At 45.5% G+C, this 16,069-nt stretch carries 12 protein-coding genes and 10 tRNA genes; 21 read left to right on the forward strand and 1 reads right to left on the reverse strand.

All coding sequences use genetic code 11. From position 1 onward, the window contains the following. The 6 genes from ispF (at position 1) to rpoS (ending at position 5,030) form a co-directional block, all read left to right on the forward strand. Positions 1-480: a 2-C-methyl-D-erythritol 2,4-cyclodiphosphate synthase gene (gene ispF, locus AB4138_RS12795; RefSeq protein ID WP_004739053.1), complete on the forward strand. Its 480-nt coding sequence runs from the start codon at positions 1-3 to the stop codon at positions 478-480. Positions 481-502: 22 nt separating this feature from the next. Further along, the gene (truD, locus tag AB4138_RS12800; RefSeq protein WP_065584106.1) at positions 503-1,549 is read left to right on the forward strand and encodes a tRNA pseudouridine(13) synthase TruD; all 1,047 of its coding nucleotides are present in this window, start codon (positions 503-505) and stop codon (positions 1,547-1,549) included. A gap of 81 nt (positions 1,550-1,630) precedes the next feature. Then, positions 1,631-2,374, forward strand: a complete 744-nt coding sequence (gene surE / locus AB4138_RS12805; protein WP_017633214.1) for a 5'/3'-nucleotidase SurE — start codon at positions 1,631-1,633, stop codon at positions 2,372-2,374. After that, complete coding sequence (locus AB4138_RS12810; RefSeq protein WP_017633213.1) at positions 2,375-3,001, forward strand: protein-L-isoaspartate(D-aspartate) O-methyltransferase; 627 nt, start codon at positions 2,375-2,377, stop codon at positions 2,999-3,001. A gap of 35 nt (positions 3,002-3,036) precedes the next feature. Next, entirely contained in the window at positions 3,037-3,951 is a 915-nt protein-coding gene (gene nlpD / locus AB4138_RS12815) for a murein hydrolase activator NlpD (protein WP_229648155.1), read from the forward strand. 98 nt (positions 3,952-4,049) lie between these two features. After that, positions 4,050-5,030, forward strand: coding sequence for an RNA polymerase sigma factor RpoS (gene rpoS / locus AB4138_RS12820; protein WP_017059027.1), 981 nt, complete (start codon positions 4,050-4,052; stop codon positions 5,028-5,030). 140 nt (positions 5,031-5,170) lie between these two features. On the opposite strand, the gene mutS is transcribed toward rpoS, so the two are convergent. Beyond that, positions 5,171-7,732 (reverse strand): DNA mismatch repair protein MutS, encoded by a 2,562-nt coding sequence (mutS, locus tag AB4138_RS12825; RefSeq protein WP_048615637.1) that lies wholly within the window; start codon positions 7,730-7,732, stop codon positions 5,171-5,173. Positions 7,733-7,856: 124 nt separating this feature from the next. On the opposite strand from mutS, the gene pncC reads away from it, so the two are divergent. The 15 genes from pncC to AB4138_RS12900 all read left to right on the forward strand — a co-directional run bounded on the left by pncC (position 7,857) and on the right by AB4138_RS12900 (position 16,012). Beyond that, positions 7,857-8,351 carry a nicotinamide-nucleotide amidase gene (gene pncC / locus AB4138_RS12830; RefSeq protein WP_029235458.1) on the forward strand — a complete coding sequence of 165 codons (495 nt, stop codon included), beginning with the start codon at positions 7,857-7,859 and terminating at the stop codon, positions 8,349-8,351. A 139-nt stretch (positions 8,352-8,490) separates the two neighbouring features. Further along, complete coding sequence (gene recA / locus AB4138_RS12835; protein ID WP_017056586.1) at positions 8,491-9,531, forward strand: recombinase RecA; 1,041 nt, start codon at positions 8,491-8,493, stop codon at positions 9,529-9,531. 332 nt (positions 9,532-9,863) lie between these two features. Beyond that, positions 9,864-12,446 (forward strand): alanine--tRNA ligase, encoded by a 2,583-nt coding sequence (alaS, locus tag AB4138_RS12840; RefSeq protein WP_017059024.1) that lies wholly within the window; start codon positions 9,864-9,866, stop codon positions 12,444-12,446. 220 nt (positions 12,447-12,666) lie between these two features. Then, entirely contained in the window at positions 12,667-13,848 is a 1,182-nt protein-coding gene (locus tag AB4138_RS12845; RefSeq protein WP_017063224.1) for an aspartate kinase, read from the forward strand. 92 nt (positions 13,849-13,940) lie between these two features. Further along, a complete protein-coding gene (gene csrA, locus AB4138_RS12850; protein WP_004415691.1) occupies positions 13,941-14,138 on the forward strand; it encodes a carbon storage regulator CsrA in 198 nt (65 codons plus the stop codon). A gap of 474 nt (positions 14,139-14,612) precedes the next feature. Next, a tRNA-Ser gene (locus tag AB4138_RS12855) sits at positions 14,613-14,705 on the forward strand. Between the two features lie 43 nt (positions 14,706-14,748). After that, positions 14,749-14,825: transfer RNA gene (locus AB4138_RS12860), tRNA-Arg, on the forward strand. 44 nt (positions 14,826-14,869) lie between these two features. Further along, a tRNA-Ser gene (locus AB4138_RS12865) sits at positions 14,870-14,962 on the forward strand. An 89-nt stretch (positions 14,963-15,051) separates the two neighbouring features. Beyond that, positions 15,052-15,128: transfer RNA gene (locus AB4138_RS12870), tRNA-Arg, on the forward strand. Between the two features lie 67 nt (positions 15,129-15,195). After that, a tRNA-Arg gene (locus tag AB4138_RS12875) sits at positions 15,196-15,272 on the forward strand. An 80-nt stretch (positions 15,273-15,352) separates the two neighbouring features. Beyond that, a tRNA-Arg gene (locus AB4138_RS12880) sits at positions 15,353-15,429 on the forward strand. A gap of 79 nt (positions 15,430-15,508) precedes the next feature. Beyond that, a tRNA-Arg gene (locus AB4138_RS12885) sits at positions 15,509-15,585 on the forward strand. 58 nt (positions 15,586-15,643) lie between these two features. Further along, positions 15,644-15,720, forward strand: a tRNA-Arg gene (locus AB4138_RS12890). Between the two features lie 57 nt (positions 15,721-15,777). Continuing rightward, a tRNA-Arg gene (locus AB4138_RS12895) sits at positions 15,778-15,854 on the forward strand. Between the two features lie 81 nt (positions 15,855-15,935). Continuing rightward, a tRNA-Arg gene (locus AB4138_RS12900) sits at positions 15,936-16,012 on the forward strand. Positions 16,013-16,069: the final 57 nt, after the last annotated feature.

Below are 16,069 nucleotides of genomic sequence, written 5' to 3' on the forward strand. Positions count from 1 at the left end.
ATGATTCGTATTGGCCATGGCTTTGATGTACATAAGTTTGGTGGTGAAGGCCCGGTAATTATTGGTGGTGTAAGCATCCCTTACGAGCAAGGTCTTATTGCACACTCAGACGGTGATGTTGCCCTTCATGCGTTGTGTGACGCTCTATTGGGTGCGATTGCTGCGGGTGATATTGGTCGTCATTTCCCTGATACCGATGACGAATGGAAAGGTGCGGATAGCCGTGAGCTACTGAAAGATGTTTACCGTCGAGTAAAAGAACAAGGTTACGTGATTGGTAATGCCGATATTACTATCATGGCGCAAGCTCCAAAGATGGCGCCTCATATAGACTCTATGTGCCAAGCTATTGCTCAAGACCTAGAAACCAGCATTAGCAATGTGAATGTAAAAGCGACGACCACTGAGCGTTTAGGTTTTACAGGTCGCAAAGAGGGCATCGCATGTGAAGCGGTGGTCCTAATTACTAAAAGTGCGTAAGCACCAACACGAAAAGAACAGCATGTCAGATATTTTATCTTCATTGGCTTATCTAAACGGTAAACCAACTGCGAAAGCAAAACTAAAAGCAAAAGCCGAACACTTTGTCGTTAATGAAGACTTGGGTTTTGAGTTTGCTGGTGAAGGCGAGCACCTAATGGTTCGTATTCGTAAAACTGGTGAAAACACGAGCTTCGTAGCAAACGAGCTGGCTAAAGCTTGCGGTGTTAAGTCGAAAGACGTGAGCTGGGCGGGTTTGAAAGACCGCCACGCTGTGACAGAGCAGTGGTTGAGCGTTCACCTACCGAAAGGTGAGCCTGACTTTTCAGGGTTCTTAGCACAATACCCAAGCATTGAAATCTTAGCGACAGCGCGACACAACAAAAAGTTACGTCCAGGCGATTTAGTTGGCAACCAATTTGAGTTGACCTTGTCTGAAGTAACGGATTGCGATGATGTGGTCAAGCGTTTGGAAAAAGTCGCTCAAGTGGGCGTGCCAAACTACTTTGGTGCTCAGCGTTTTGGCAATGAAGGTAACAATCTATCTGAAGCTCGTCGTTGGGGCCGCGATAACGTTCGTACTCGTAACCAGAATAAGCGCAGCTTGTACCTTTCTGCTGCTCGTTCGTGGATTTACAACCTGATCCTTTCAGACCGTATTGAGCAAGATGCGTTTGCATCAGCATTGGTTGGCGATATCGTGGTGAAAGACGGTGCTCAACTGGCAGTAACAGCAGACAACATTGAAGCTGTAAACCAAGACATTGCGAACGGTTCTGCTTTGATAACTGTTGCTTTGGCTGGCGATAATGCCTTACCAACGATTGATGAGTCTCAAGCGTTAGAGCAAAAACATCTTGATTCTGAACCTGACCTAATGGCGCTGATTCGCGGTAACCGCATGCGCCATGACCGTCGTGAAGCATCGTTAAAACCAACCGATTTAACTTGGGAAGTGAACGAAGATAATGTCACTCTTAAGTTCTCTCTAGACGCAGGTTGTTTCGCAACCGCTATCGTTCGAGAGTTGGTTGAAGAAGTACACGTAGAGAGAACCTACGAGCAATAACGATTCTGCTTGGAGCTGAGTCACTTGATATTGGAATTTAAGTGACTTGGCTTAGCATGGGAACAAAAGAAAGGATACAAGATGAAGATTTTACTCAGCAATGATGATGGTGTGCACGCTCAAGGTATTCATGAGCTAGCAAATGAATTACGTGATCTTGCTGAAGTTATCATTGTGGCACCTGACCGAAATCGCTCAGGTGCTTCAAATTCATTAACTTTAGAACAACCTTTGCGCGTTCAAGAAATTGCAGAAAATACCTACTCGGTACAAGGCACGCCGACCGACTGTGTGCATTTTGCGTTAAATGAACTGCTCAAGAACGATATGCCCGATCTGGTTTTAACGGGTATTAATCACGGTGCTAACCTTGGTGACGATGTGCTTTATTCAGGCACAGTCGCAGCCGCAATGGAAGGGCATTTCTTAGGCGTTCAATCGGTGGCATTTTCATTGGTGGGTAAAAAACATTTTAAGACAGCGGCAGCGATTGCTCGTCGTATCGTCGAACAGCATTTAGTCAACCCAATCCCAACTAATCGCCTGTTAAACGTCAATGTGCCTGATTTGGCTTTAGAACAACTCTCTGGTACTCAAGTTACGCGCCTCGGTGCTCGTCACCATGCCGAAGATATGATTAAGCAAAAAGACCCTCGTGGTCATGATATCTATTGGCTTGGTCCTCCGGGTAAAGAGCAAGATGCTGGCGAAGGTACCGATTTTTACGCAATCGAACATGGCTTTGTATCGGTAACACCGTTACAAGTTGATCTGACGGCGCACGAGTCGTTAGGTGCGATGACAACATGGTTAGGGGAGAAGTAAGTGAGCAATCCACAAGCCGAGCGCTTAGTTACTTTTCTGATTGAAAATGGTATCCGAGACCAAAAGGTTCTTGATGCGATTTACCAACTGCCGAGAGAGAGCTTTTTATCACAGGCGATGTACCATCAAGCTTATGATAATAATGCGCTGCCGATCGGACAGGGGCAAACCATCTCGCAACCATATATTGTTGCTAAAATGACAGAGTTACTTGAGTTACAACAAGATAGCCGCGTTTTGGAGATTGGAACGGGTTCTGGTTACCAAACCGCAGTATTGGCTCAGCTTGTTGATCATGTCTATTCGGTTGAAAGAATAAAGTCGCTACAATGGGATGCTAAGCGTAGGTTGAAGCAACTCGATTTCTACAATATTTCAACTAAGCATGGTGATGGTTGGCAAGGGTGGTCTTCAAAGGCGCCTTTTGATGCGATTATTGTTACCGCTGCTGCAGAGTCGATTCCTCAAGCGCTTCTGCAACAGCTGAAAGATGGTGGTCGTTTACTGATTCCTGTTGGGGATGATGAACAACAACTGTTGAAGATCGTTCGTCACGGCGATGAATTTTTGTCGAGTGTTATCGAAATGGTGAGATTTGTACCTCTTGTTCCTGGTGAACTAGCTTAATAACAAGATTAATGGTGTAGGTGGATAGAGAGTCGATGCGTTCGAAGTTGTTTAAAGGAAGTACTTTACTGCTTAGCTGTGCCCTTGTTGGGTGTGCAGCGAATTCGCCTGCGCCGGTTTCAAGCCTTAACAAGAAATACTCATCGATTGATCGTGGTAGTTATCGCGGCAGTTACTATGAAGTGAAAAAAGGCGATACGCTTTATTTCATCGCTTATGTGACCAATAAAGACGTCAATGACCTCGTCAGCTACAACAAATTGTCTGCGCCTTATACTATCCACCCCGGGCAGAAGCTTAAGTTGTGGCGTCCTAGCTACAATGCGCCAGCGTATGGTAAATCAACGGTAGCGGCAGCAGCAGTTGCTGCGCCTGTCGCGGCATCGACAACGTCATCTGCGGCAAGTAAACCTAAAACCACATCGCAACCGAGCAAAAACTCTAAACCGGCTCCAGCTCAAACTACCACCAAAGTGGTGAAAAAAGATCCACCAAAGAAGGTTGAACAATCCAAATCAAAGGAGTATGTTGGTTCTAAAGGTAAACAGAATGTTACACCGCCCACCAAACCAACAAGTGATAAAGTATCCAAATGGTTATGGCCAACTAAAGGGAGAGTAATCAAGAGTTTCTCTGTAGGCGAACAAGGAAATAAAGGCATAGACATAGCAGGACAGCGAGGTCAGCCAATAGTATCTACTGCAGGGGGAACGGTTGTTTATTCGGGTAATGCACTACGAGGCTACGGCAATCTAGTGATTGTGAAGCACAATGATAATTACTTAAGTGCATACGCGCACAACGACCGACTATTAGTATCTGAAGGGCAAAGTGTGAAACCAGGGCAGAAGATTGCAACAATGGGAAGCTCTGGAGCCAGCAGTGTTAGGCTGCACTTTGAGATTCGTTACCAAGGTAAGTCCGTTAATCCAAAACGATATTTACCTTAAATACAATATGCAAAAATTACGTATTGTATGGAGTGACATAGTCATTTAGCGACATATGAAGTTGTAATGTCATGCTAATTTCGCCAGGGGGAGGCGTTATGAGTATAAGCAATGCAGTAACCAAAGAAGAGTTCGATCTTGACCAAGCAACCACGGAACCGGAAGCTCTTGGAAAAGCAAAACGAACAGTCACTAAGAAAACCGAAGCGAAAGAAGAAGTTGAAGTTACGTCTAAAAGTTTAGATGCCACTCAACTCTACTTAGGCGAAATTGGTTTCTCACCACTACTAACCGCTGAAGAAGAAGTGCTATATGCACGTCGAGCTCTACGCGGTGATGAAGCAGCACGTAAACGCATGATCGAAAGTAACCTGCGTTTAGTGGTAAAAATTTCACGTCGTTATAGCAACCGCGGCCTTGCACTTCTCGATCTAATCGAAGAAGGCAACCTAGGTTTGATTCGCGCCGTAGAGAAGTTTGATCCAGAGCGTGGCTTCCGCTTCTCAACTTACGCGACATGGTGGATTCGTCAAACCATTGAACGTGCGTTAATGAATCAGACTCGCACTATCCGTTTGCCAATCCATGTTGTGAAAGAGCTGAACATCTACCTACGTACTGCAAGAGAGCTATCACAAAAGCTTGACCATGAACCAACGGCAGAAGAAATTGCTTCTAAGTTAGATAAGCCGGTTGGTGATGTGAGCAAGATGCTTCGTCTAAACGAAAGAGTGAGCTCTGTTGATACGCCAATTGGTGGTGACGGTGAGAAAGCGCTGTTGGATATTATTCCAGACATCAATAATTCAGATCCTGAGGTTTCAACTCAAGATAGCGATATCAAGAACTCGTTGATTTTCTGGCTTGATGAGCTGAATCCTAAGCAGAAAGAGGTGCTTGCGCGTCGCTTTGGACTACTGGGTTATGAACCGTCAACATTAGAAGAAGTGGGCCGCGAAATCAGCCTGACTCGTGAACGTGTTCGTCAAATCCAAGTTGAAGGTCTTCGCCGTCTACGTGAGATTCTTATCAAGCAAGGTCTGAATATGGAAAACCTGTTCAACGTAGAAAACGACTAATTGAACGGATGATGCTTCTCTAAATAGAAGACAAATAAAAACGCTGACTTTAAGTCAGCGTTTTTTTGTTTGTGGCTTTGGTATTTCATGCCGTCTAATCAAAATAGCAGTACGGCCATAACAAGCTACTTGGTAAGAAACTAAAGCAGCTTCTTCAAGCGGTAAAGTTCTTCTAATGCTTGGCGAGGAGTTAGATCATCAGGATCAACATTCGCTAGCGCTTGCTCTACTTCACTCGGTTCTGGGATCAGGCTCAGTTGGTTTGCGATATCGACACCGCTTGGCTTCGATGTTGGCGACTCCATACTTAACGCTTCTAACTGAGTCAGCTTCGCACGAGCATTCTTGATCACTGCTTTCGGTACGCCAGCTAAACCTGCAACCGCTAGACCATAAGATTTACTTGCAGCACCTTCTTGAACTGCGTGCATAAAGGCAATGCTATCACCATGTTCAACCGCATCTAAGTGTACGTTTGCTAAAGTTGGAAGTTGGTTAGGTAGTTCAGTTAGCTCAAAGTAGTGCGTTGCAAACAGTGTCATCGCATTGATTTGATTGGCTAGCCACTCTGCACTTGCCCAAGCCAGAGACAGGCCATCGTAAGTACTGGTACCACGACCGATTTCATCCATTAGCACAAGGCTGTTTGGTGTTGCATTGTGCAGGATATTTGCGGTTTCTGTCATCTCAACCATGAAGGTTGAACGGCCAGAAGCCAAATCATCGGATGCGCCAATACGCGTAAAGATACGGTCGATAGAGCCGATGGTTGCGCTTTCTGCAGGAACATAACAACCGATATGAGCCATCAATGCGATGAGTGCCGTTTGGCGCATGTAGGTCGATTTACCACCCATGTTGGGACCCGTGATGATCAGCATCTTACGTTGATCATTCAGGTCGATAGGGTTAGCAATGAAAGGTTCGTCCATCACTTGTTCAACAACAGGGTGACGACCGGCCTGAATTTGTACGCCAGCAGACTCTGTCATGGTTGGACGACAGTAATCAAGGGTATCTGCACGCTCAGCCAAGTTCTGTAGAACATCAAGCTGAGATACTGAAGAGGCGATATTTTGTAGGCGCTCTAGATACGGCAGTAGTAAGTCAAACAACTCTTCCCACAGCTGTTTCTCGATAGCGAGTGCTTTCGACTTAGAGTTAAGTACTTTGTCTTCGTGCTCTTTTAGCTCAGGAATGATGTAACGCTCAGCATTTTTCAGCGTTTGACGACGAACATAGTGTGGCGGCACAAGATGGCTTTGCCCACGGCTTACTTGAATGAAGAAACCATGTACGTTGTTGTAGCCAACTTTTAGCGTGTCGATGCCATGACGTTCACGCTCTTCTTGCTCAAGCTTATCAAGAAATTCAGTTGCGCCTGCTGCAAGGTCGCGCCATTCGTCTAACTCGGCATTGTAGCCTTCTGCAATCACACCACCGTCACGGATAACCACCGGTGGGTTCTCTTTGATTGCACGTTCAAGCAGCTCAGAAACCTCATCCACAGGAGAAGCATATTGAGCAAGTTGAGTTAGGTATGGGTGCTTCAGTTGCGTCAGTGTTTCAGCAAGCTCTGGCAAATATTCCATTGCTTGGCGAAGACGCGCCATATCGCGAGGGCGAGCAGAGCGAAGTGCTAATCGAGCGAGAATACGTTCGATATCACCAATCTGTTTTAAGGTTGGCTGTAGTTCTGTGAATAGAGCCAAATCTTTCATTTCACCAATTGCATCTAAGCGCTGATCGAGTGCAGATATATTGCGCATTGGTTGATGTAACCAACGCTTAAGCATACGGCTACCCATTGCTGTCGCAGTGTGATCAAGTACTTCGGCAAGGGTGTTATCAGTACCACCCCCAAGATTTTGCGTGATCTCCAAATTACGACGAGTTGCAGCATCAAGGATCACCGAGTGATCTTGTTTATCCATCGTGAGTGAACGGATATGAGGGAGGGCAGTACGTTGGGTATCTTTCACGTATTGGATCAAACAACCAGCCGCACATAGACCCAGTTTCGCGCTTTCTACGCCAAAGCCAACCAGATCGCGAGTACCAAACTGCTTATTCAATTGCTGCTTAGCGGTGTCTAATTCAAATTCCCATACAGGGCGGCGGCGGTTGCCATTACGGCTTGCCATTAGATTGACTGGCTCGAAATCTTCAGGGAACAGTAGCTCACGTGGTGAGGTTCTCTGCAGTTCTGCGGCCATTGCTTCTTCGGTTTCTGGCTCACAAAGTTGGAATCGACCGGAGGTGATATCCAGTGTCGCGTAACCAAACTTACCGTTGTGATGGTAAATCGCTGCAATTAGGTTATCAACGCGCTCAGAAAGCAATGCTTCATCGGTCACGGTGCCGGGTGTGACGATACGTACAACAGCACGCTCAACAGGGCCTTTTGAAGTTGCTGGATTACCAATCTGTTCACAAATTGCTACGGATTCACCAAGTTGCACTAACTTTGCAAGATACCCTTCAACCGCATGGTATGGAACACCTGCCATCGGAATCGGTTCACCATTTGATGAGCCACGCTTAGTCAGTGAAATATCGAGGAGTTGAGAGGCTTTTTTAGCGTCATCGTAGAAAAGCTCGTAGAAATCGCCCATGCGGTAGAACAGCAGAATTTCTGGGTTTTCTGCTTTCAGTTTTAGATACTGCTGCATCATGGGAGTATGTTTTTGATCGGCTTTCACAGTTAACTTCTTTCGTTTATTTCTATTGCGGCTTAGGATACGTGAAAGCGTTTCGTGCGAAAAGCGGCTGATGCGAAAAGATGCGAATCCAAATGATATGACAGTAAATAAAGGGAAGCAGATGATGCAGATGACTCAAGACCTTAGTGAGCAGCTTGGACATTTACTCGCTAAACACAAACACGTGTTAGTGACGGCTGAATCTTGCACTGGCGGAGGTGTCGCGAGTGCAGTCACCGATATTGCGGGCAGCTCTGGATGGTTTGATCGCGCTTTTGTTACGTACAGCAATGAAGCCAAACAAGAGATGATCGGTGTACAGCTTAAAACCTTAATGGAGTTCGGCGCCGTGAGTGAGCCTGTCGTAATAGAAATGGCGAGCGGGGCATTGCAACATTCAAACGGGACGATCTCTGTATCAATCAGTGGCATCGCTGGCCCAGGTGGCGCGACCGAAGATAAGCCTGTTGGTACAGTATGCTTCGCGTGGAAAGCGCTAAATGGCTGGGATAAAGTAGAAACGCATGTATTTACAGGCGACAGATCACAAGTACGCCAACAAGCCACGCACCATGCCCTGCAAGTTATTTATGATTACCTATCAATGGAAGGTAAGTAACATTTGTACAAATTATTTTCATACAGGTATAGACACTGTATGAATCAACAGTATAATGAAAGCCAATTAGTCACCCCTATGTGGGTTAGAAATAGATTCTAGATCGCTTGTTGAGACAACCGATTATGTGGAGATAGAAATGGACGAGAATAAACAAAAAGCGTTAGCCGCAGCCCTTGGTCAGATTGAAAAGCAATTTGGTAAAGGTTCTATCATGCGTCTTGGTGATAACCGCACAATGGACGTAGAAACTATTTCTACAGGTTCTCTATCTCTAGATATCGCACTAGGTGCTGGTGGCCTACCGATGGGACGTATCGTAGAAGTTTACGGTCCAGAATCATCAGGTAAAACAACGCTAACGCTTGAGCTTATTGCTGCAGCACAGAAAGTGGGAAAGACGTGTGCATTCGTTGATGCGGAGCACGCACTAGACCCTATCTACGCTCAAAAGCTTGGTGTTGATATCGATGCACTTCTTGTTTCTCAACCAGATACTGGTGAGCAAGCGCTGGAAATCTGTGATGCACTGGCTCGTTCAGGTGCAATCGACGTTCTTGTTATTGACTCAGTAGCAGCCCTAACACCAAAAGCAGAAATCGAAGGCGAAATGGGCGACAGCCACATGGGTCTTCAGGCTCGTATGCTTTCTCAAGCAATGCGTAAGCTGACGGGTAACCTTAAGCAGTCTAACTGTATGGCTATCTTCATTAACCAAATTCGTATGAAAATTGGTGTGATGTTCGGTAACCCAGAAACAACAACAGGTGGTAACGCACTTAAGTTCTACGCATCTGTTCGTCTTGATATTCGCCGTACTGGTGCGATTAAAGATGGTGATGAAGTTGTTGGTAACGAAACTCGTATCAAGGTCGTTAAGAACAAGATTGCTGCACCATTCAAACAAGCTGAGACTCAAATCCTTTACGGTAAAGGCTTCAACCGCGAAGGTGAGCTTATCGACTTAGGTGTTAAGAATAAGCTAGTAGAAAAAGCAGGCGCTTGGTACAGCTACAAAGGCGATAAGATCGGCCAAGGTAAAGCTAACGCTGGTAAATACCTACGTGAAAACCCAGAAGTTGCTCTAGAGATCGATACTAAACTTCGTGAGTTACTACTGACTCCTGCTGTTCTTGAAGAGAAAGACGTAGAGAAAGAAGAAGAAAACGAAGAGCTATAAGCTCACGTTTTATAGAGTGGATGTTTGAAAGAAGCATCCGCTTTGAAAGAATTTAAAGCCTCGCATATTTTATGCGGGGCTTTTTTATTGGATCTGCTCCGTCGAGCATGTCTTTGGTCAAATCTCTCTCGTTGACTGAGTTTCTTCGGTACTAGGTCGTCAATTTAGTTCTGCTTTTCCACTGCAAGATATAGTGGAATATTCTTCATTTTATCGAATTCCCACTAAAATCCTGCCCAAGGGTGTCTTTTCTACAAGAAAACTAGTCGAAGCCTTAACCATGATCTACAATACGGCAAAATTCTAACTCGACTATTTTCAGGAAGAGCTGCATGTACATGAGCACTGATGAGGTTCGCAACGCGTTCCTTAAGTTCTTTGAGAGCAAAGAACACCAAATCGTAGACAGTTCATCGTTAGTTCCACATAACGATCCAACCCTGCTATTCACTAACGCAGGTATGAACCAATTCAAAGATTGCTTCTTAGGCGCCGAAAAGCGTGCCTACACTCGAGCAACTACGGCTCAGCGTTGTGTACGTGCGGGTGGTAAACACAATGACCTTGAAAACGTAGGTTTCACGGCTCGTCACCACACGTTCTTCGAAATGCTAGGCAACTTCAGCTTTGGCGACTACTTCAAAGAAGAAGCGATTGGATTTGCTTGGGAATTCCTGACTGAAACTCTTCAACTGCCAAAAGATCGTCTACTGGTAACGGTATACGAGACAGATGATGAAGCATTCGATATCTGGAACAAGAAAGTAGGTGTTCCTGCTGACCGTATCGTTCGCATTGGCGACAAAGAAGGCGGTAAACAGTTCGAGTCTGATAACTTCTGGACGATGGGTGACACAGGTCCTTGTGGTCCATGTACTGAAATCTTCTACGATCACGGTGAGCACATCTGGGGCGGCCGTCCTGGTACACCTGAAGAAGATGGTGACCGTTTCATCGAGATCTGGAACAACGTATTCATGCAGTTCAACCGTCACGCTGACGGCACAATGGAACCGCTACCTAAGCCTGCTGTAGATACAGGTATGGGTATTGAGCGTATTTCTGCAATCATGCAGGGCGTTCACTCTAACTACGAAATTGATGTATTCCAAAAGCTAATCAAAGCGACTGCGGAAGTTGTTGGTCATGACGATCTATCTAACCAATCGCTACGCGTTATTGCTGACCACATCCGTTCTTGTTCATTCCTAATTGCTGACGGTGTTATGCCTTCAAACGAAGGTCGTGGCTACGTTCTACGTCGTATCATCCGTCGTGCAGTTCGTCACGGTAACAAGCTTGGCGCACAAGGCGTGTTCTTCCACAAACTTGTGGGCGTACTGGCTGAAGTGATGGGCTCTGCGGCAGATGAACTTAAGAAACAGCAAGAGCTGGTTGAAAAAGTACTTCGCATTGAGGAAGAGAACTTTGGTCGTACGCTAGAGCGCGGCATGGTTATTCTTAATGACGCACTAGATGCACTTGAAGGCAAAGAGCTTGACGGCGAAACAGTTTTCAAACTTTACGATACATACGGCTTCCCAGCTGACCTTACTAACGATGTAGCTCGCGAACGCGATTTTACTATCGATGAAGAAGGCTTTGAGAAGGCGATGGAAGCACAGCGTAAGCGTGCACGTGAAGCAGGCCAATTCGGCACGGATTACAACGCGACAATCAAAGTAGACACCAACACTGAGTTCTGTGGTTACACAGCAACTGAAGGTGCTGGTGAAATCTCTGCGCTATTCGTTGACGGCGAAGAAGTATCTTCACTATCGGCTGGCGACAAAGCAATCATCATCCTTGAAGAGACACCATTCTACGCTGAGTCAGGCGGTCAATGTGGTGATGCTGGTACACTAAAAACAGCGTCGGGTCTTTTCAAAGTACAAGACACTCAGAAGCTAGGTAACGCATTTGCGCACCACGGTGAGCTAGTTGAAGGTGTATTTGCTAAGGGCGATAAAGTAGAAGCAACGGTTGACGCTGAGCGTCGAGCTGCTATCTCACTAAACCACTCTGCCACTCACTTACTTCACTCTGCATTGCGCGAAGTGCTAGGTGAGCACGTTGCTCAGAAAGGTTCTTTAGTTAAGCCAGATAACCTACGTTTTGACTTCTCTAACCTTGAAGCGGTAACACCAGCACAGATTAAAGAAGTAGAGCGTCTAGTTAACGCACAAGTTCGTAAGAACCATGTGATTGAAACGAACATCATGGACATCGAGTCAGCGAAAGAAAAAGGTGCAATGGCACTGTTTGGCGAGAAGTACGATGATGAAGTTCGCGTTCTATCTATGGGCGATTTCTCTACTGAACTTTGTGGTGGTATCCACGCAAGCAACACGGGTGATATCGGTCTATTCAAGATCACTTCTGAAGGTGGTATTGCTGCGGGTATTCGTCGTATTGAAGCGGTAACAGGTGAAGCTGCTCTAGATGCTGTAGAAGCTCAGGCTAACGCTTACGAAGAGAAACTGGCTGAGTCAGCTAAGAAAGCGAAATCGCTAGAGAAAGAAATCCAACTGCTTAAAGAAAAGATGGCTGCTGCAGAAAGCGCAAACATCATGGGCAAAGTAGAAGACATCTCTGGTACTAAAGTTTTGGTTGCTGCAATTGAAGGCGCAGACAACAAGAACCTACGTACTATGGTTGATAACGCTAAAAACCAAGTAGGTAGCGGCATCATCCTGATCGCGAACGTAGCAGACGGTAAAGTTGGCTTGATTGCTGGTGTAACCAAAGACCTAATCGGCAAAGTAAAAGCGGGTGATCTCGTCAAGATGGTTGCTGAGCAAGTTGGCGGTAAAGGCGGCGGTCGTCCAGATATGGCTCAAGCGGGCGGTACAGACGTTGCAGCACTGCCAGAAGCGCTTAAATCTGTGCGTACTTGGCTAGAAGAGCGTCTTTAAGCTTAAGTAATTGATACAAAGATGCCCAATCAGTTGATTGGGCATCTTTTATTTTGCCTATTGGAAGTGTGTTTAAACAAGGTTTGATTGAGATTAACCAAGAAGTCTAATGGTGGCGTTAGACTCCTTGGTTAATTTTTTATTGCTTCGCCCTGACGCGGAGTATGTGTTTTTTTGTCATATATAGACATTGGTCTTGGGAAGGTGAGGACGGGTGAAAATGCCTCTTATCGTGCAGAAATTTGGTGGAACGTCGGTGGGTTCAATTGAACGAATCCATCATGTAGCAGAAAAAATCATTGAAGCGAAAAATGAAGGGAACCAGATCGTGGTTGTCGTTTCTGCTATGTCTGGTGAAACAAATCGGTTAGTTAATTTAGCCACGCAAGTTGATAGCGTACCAAACGCTAGAGAACTGGATGTGTTGTTAACGGCTGGCGAGCAAGTTTCCATGGCCTTGTTAGCAATGACGTTACACAAGTTAGGTTATGAAGCGACATCGATGACTGGCTATCAAGCCAAGATACACACGGATTCTAATCATAATAATGCAGCGATTGAGCGTATTGATACTGCTCCGATTCAAGCTCTGCTAGATGACAACCAGATTGTTATTGTTGCAGGCTTTCAAGGATTCAATGCGAAAGGTGATATCACGACATTAGGCCGCGGTGGTTCAGATACTACAGCGGTCGCGCTTGCAGGTGCCTTGCAGGCGAAAGAATGCCAGATCTATACTGATGTAGATGGTGTTTACTCTTGTGACCCTAGAGTCGTAAAACAATCTCAGAAATTAGATACTTTAGACTTTCCTTCTATGGAAGAGATGGCTCGCCGAGGCGCTAAGGTATTGCACCTTCCTTGTGTTCAGTATGCATGGCAGCACAACGTGTCATTGCGAGTGCTTTCAAGCTTTGAACAAGGCGAGGGCACATTGATCGCGGGTAATCAGTGTTTGAATGATATTGCTGGCATCGCCATCCAAAGAGATATGGTGCGTATCGAGTGTTTGAATGAAGATTTACCGTCTTTCATTTCACATTGCCAACTGTTGGGGATCGAAGTCTGTAGTGTGATCGAGGAAACAGAACGGGCAGCACTCATTATTAAACAAGACATAAGTGCCAAATTAAAACTAGTTTTTGCTGAGAAAATCCGTAATAGTGAACAGGTTAGTTTGTTAACTGTGGTAGGAAGCCGAACACAAGAAATTGTGGTCAGTTCACATGGATTGTTGTCTGAAGGCGAAATTGATGTACAGCATCACTTATTGCAGCAGCAGTCTTTAACTTTGGTGATATCACCAACGCAAGTCGATATGGCTGCTAACATATTACACAATGCATACATCGTAGCGCGTGAAACACAGGGTTATCCTAAAAAAGAAGTGCATTTTGGTTAAATAAACTCAATCGATAGTTTACGAAAATATAACTTTTGTTGGATAATGCTCTCGTAGCTAGATAAATTTAGAGATTACTCAAGGAGCAAAGAATGCTAATTTTGACTCGCCGCGTTGGCGAAACACTGATGATTGGTGATGAAGTAACAGTTACTGTACTAGGCGTTAAAGGTAACCAAGTACGTATCGGTGTTAACGCACCTAAAGAAGTATCTGTTCACCGTGAAGAGATCTACATGCGCATTCAAGCTGAAAAAGGTAATGGTAACGTTGCATCTGGCAACTACTAATACTTTTGCGTAGAGAAGAGGCTAGCATTGTTGCTAGCCTTTTTTGATCTTGGGGAACCGAAACACTGATTGGGACATAGATGGGTTGGATAACGGATCGGTCTCAAAGTGGTGAAGTGAATGCTTTGTGATGCTGCGAGATACAGACAAGGTTGAACAGAACTGTTGCTCTGTATTTTGTTTGGCAAAACTCAAGATTTATTCGCTTCCCCTATGGCGAAAATACGCATCCCGTAGTATTGTGCCATCAGCGGTAGCACTTGCTGCTGGAGAAATTAGATAATTGTTTTCGGCTGTTTATTATTGCCAATCTTTCACCTTAATTTTTAAGGGAAAAAGCGCGATTTGAATCTTATAAGTTCAATTTGCAAGCGCTTTGATTAAATAGCAAACGGTTGAGTGTTTTTGTCCAATTTTTTTCAATAAAGTGTTTGACATATTTTCGGTAAAACGTAATATGTGCCTCCGCAAGACGGTGAGGTGGCCGAGAGGCCGAAGGCGCTCCCCTGCTAAGGGAGTATGTGGTTTGTAGCTGCATCGAGGGTTCGAATCCCTCCCTCACCGCCATTTCTTGCGAGTCTAAAATTAGCAATTTAGACAATGTAAATGTGCGTCCTTAGCTCAGCTGGATAGAGTACCTGGCTACGAACCAGGCGGTCGGAGGTTCGAATCCTCCAGGACGCGCCATTCTCTCTTCTCTTACTTGTAAGTGATTTGAGAATAATGAATTAGGTGAGGTGGCCGAGTGGCCGAAGGCGCTCCCCTGCTAAGGGAGTATGTGGTTTGTAGCTGCATCGAGGGTTCGAATCCCTCCCTCACCGCCATTCATTACAGGCCGATGGCCTTTTTTTTTCTTCGTAGCAAGAAGAATGTGATATATTTCACAACTTCATTCTTAATGAATGAACACCGTGCGTCCTTAGCTCAGCTGGATAGAGTACCTGGCTACGAACCAGGCGGTCGGAGGTTCGAATCCTCCAGGACGCGCCACTATTTAAGGGTTTATTTCTTTTAAGAATGAAAGTCCTTGTATTGACTAAGTTGATACTAAAACCGTGCGCTCTTAGCTCAGCTGGATAGAGTACCTGGCTACGAACCAGGCGGTCGGAGGTTCGAATCCTCCAGAGCGCGCCACTATTTAGGGTTTAGTTCTTATAAGAATGTGAATCCTGATATTGATAAATCGTTCGTCGAGAATTAATATCAAAAACCGTGCGTCCTTAGCTCAGCTGGATAGAGTACCTGGCTACGAACCAGGCGGTCGGAGGTTCGAATCCTCCAGGACGCGCCACTATTTAGGGCTTCTTTCTTATAAGAACAGAAATCCTTGTATTGAGTTGTTGTTTACAACGAATTGATACTAAAACCGTGCGCTCTTAGCTCAGCTGGATAGAGTACCTGGCTACGAACCAGGCGGTCGGAGGTTCGAATCCTCCAGAGCGCGCCACTATTTAGGGTTTCTTTTATGAACCCCTGATATTGGGAATACCGATATCGAAAACTGCGCGTCCTTAGCTCAGCTGGATAGAGTACCTGGCTACGAACCAGGCGGTCGGAGGTTCGAATCCTCCAGGACGCGCCACTCTTTAGGGTTTCCTTGTGAACTCCTGATATTGGAAATACTGATATCGAAAACCGTGCGTCCTTAGCTCAGCTGGATAGAGTACCTGGCTACGAACCAGGCGGTCGGAGGTTCGAATCCTCCAGGACGCGCCACTATTTAGGGCTTTTTTCTTATAAGAATGAAACCCTTATATTGATCTCTTGTTAGTAACAATGAATTGATATTAAAACCGTGCGCTCTTAGCTCAGCTGGATAGAGTACCTGGCTACGAACCAGGCGGTCGGAGGTTCGAATCCTCCAGAGCGCGCCACATTATTAGAAAAAGCCTCGTTTATACGAGGCTTTTTTTTGGTTCATCGCGGCTTTC

Source organism: Vibrio sp. 10N.286.52.C3 (genome assembly GCF_041468865.1).
Classification (GTDB): domain Bacteria; phylum Pseudomonadota; class Gammaproteobacteria; order Enterobacterales; family Vibrionaceae; genus Vibrio; species Vibrio crassostreae_C.